This is a genomic window from Fictibacillus phosphorivorans (assembly GCF_023715845.1).
GTDB classification, from domain to species: domain Bacteria; phylum Bacillota; class Bacilli; order Bacillales; family Fictibacillaceae; genus Fictibacillus; species Fictibacillus phosphorivorans_D.
Genome location: NZ_JAMBOR010000043.1, coordinates 1 through 1,696 on the forward strand (window position 1 = coordinate 1; position 1,696 = coordinate 1,696).

A 1,696-nucleotide genomic window follows, 5' to 3' on the forward strand; every position below is an offset into this window, starting at 1 on the left:
AAGGACTGGTGGAGCGCTTTGAAGTGAGAATGCCGGTATGAGTAGCGAAAGACAAGTGAGAATCTTGTCCATCGAAAGCCTAAGGTTTCCTGAGGAAGGCTCGTCCGCTCAGGGTTAGTCGGGGCCTAAGCCGAGGCTGAAAAGCGTAGGCGATGGATAACAGGTTGATATTCCTGTACCACCTCCTTTCCGTTTGAACAATGGGGGGACGCAGTAAGGTAGGGTGAGCGCACTGATGGAATAGTGCGTCTAAGCAGTTAGGCTGTTGGATAGGCAAATCCGTCCAACGTGAAGGCTGAGCTGTGATAGCGAGGGAAATTTTAGTACCGAAGTCCCTGATCCTACACTGCCAAGAAAAGCCTCTAGTGAGGAAAGAGGTGCCCGTACCGCAAACCGACACAGGTAGGCGAGGAGAGAATCCTAAGATGATCGGGAGAACTCTCGTTAAGGAACTCGGCAAAATGACCCCGTAACTTCGGGAGAAGGGGTGCTCTGATAGGGTTTATCGCCCGAGAGAGCCGCAGTGAATAGATCCAAGCGACTGTTTAGCAAAAACACAGGTCTCTGCGAAACCGCAAGGTGAAGTATAGGGGCTGACACCTGCCCGGTGCTGGAAGGTTAAGAGGAGGGGTTATCCCTTACGGGAGAAGCTCTGAATTGAAGCCCCAGTAAACGGCGGCCGTAACTATAACGGTCCTAAGGTAGCGAAATTCCTTGTCGGGTAAGTTCCGACCCGCACGAAAGGTGTAACGACTTGGATACTGTCTCAACGAGAGACCCGGTGAAATTATAGTACCTGTGAAGATGCAGGTTACCCGCGACAGGACGGAAAGACCCCATGGAGCTTTACTGCAGCTTGATATTGGATTTTGGTACAGCTTGTACAGGATAGGTAGGAGCCTGAGAAGCCGGAGCGCCAGCTTCGGTGGAGGCGTCGGTGGGATACTACCCTGGCTGTATTGAAATTCTAACCTTGAACCGTGATCCGGTTCGGAGACAGTGTCAGGCGGGCAGTTTGACTGGGGCGGTCGCCTCCTAAACAGTAACGGAGGCGCCCAAAGGTTCCCTCAGAATGGTTGGAAATCATTCGCAGAGTGTAAAGGCACAAGGGAGCTTGACTGCGAGACCTACAAGTCGAGCAGGGACGAAAGTCGGGCTTAGTGATCCGGTGGTTCCGCATGGAAGGGCCATCGCTCAACGGATAAAAGCTACCCTGGGGATAACAGGCTTATCTCCCCCAAGAGTCCACATCGACGGGGAGGTTTGGCACCTCGATGTCGGCTCATCGCATCCTGGGGCTGAAGTAGGTCCCAAGGGTTGGGCTGTTCGCCCATTAAAGCGGTACGCGAGCTGGGTTCAGAACGTCGTGAGACAGTTCGGTCCCTATCCGTCGCGGGCGCAGGAAATTTGAGAGGAGCTGTCCTTAGTACGAGAGGACCGGGATGGACACACCGCTGGTGTACCAGTTGTTCCGCCAGGGGCATAGCTGGGTAGCTACGTGTGGACGGGATAAGTGCTGAAAGCATCTAAGCATGAAGCCCCCCTCAAGATGAGATTTCCCATCACGTTAAGTGAGTAAGACCCCTTAGAGATGATGAGGTTGATAGGTCTGGTGTGGAAGCGTGGCGACACGTGGAGCTGACAGATACTAATCGGTCGAGGGCTTATCCTTACTATTGTATGAAACGTTTGGAAA

1 rRNA gene is annotated in these 1,696 nt (G+C 53.1%); it reads left to right on the plus strand.

Annotated elements, in window-relative coordinates:
- Window positions 1–1,672: ribosomal RNA gene (locus M3206_RS18640) — 23S ribosomal RNA — on the plus strand; the annotation flags it as partial.
- Window positions 1,673–1,696 lie beyond the last annotated feature (24 nt).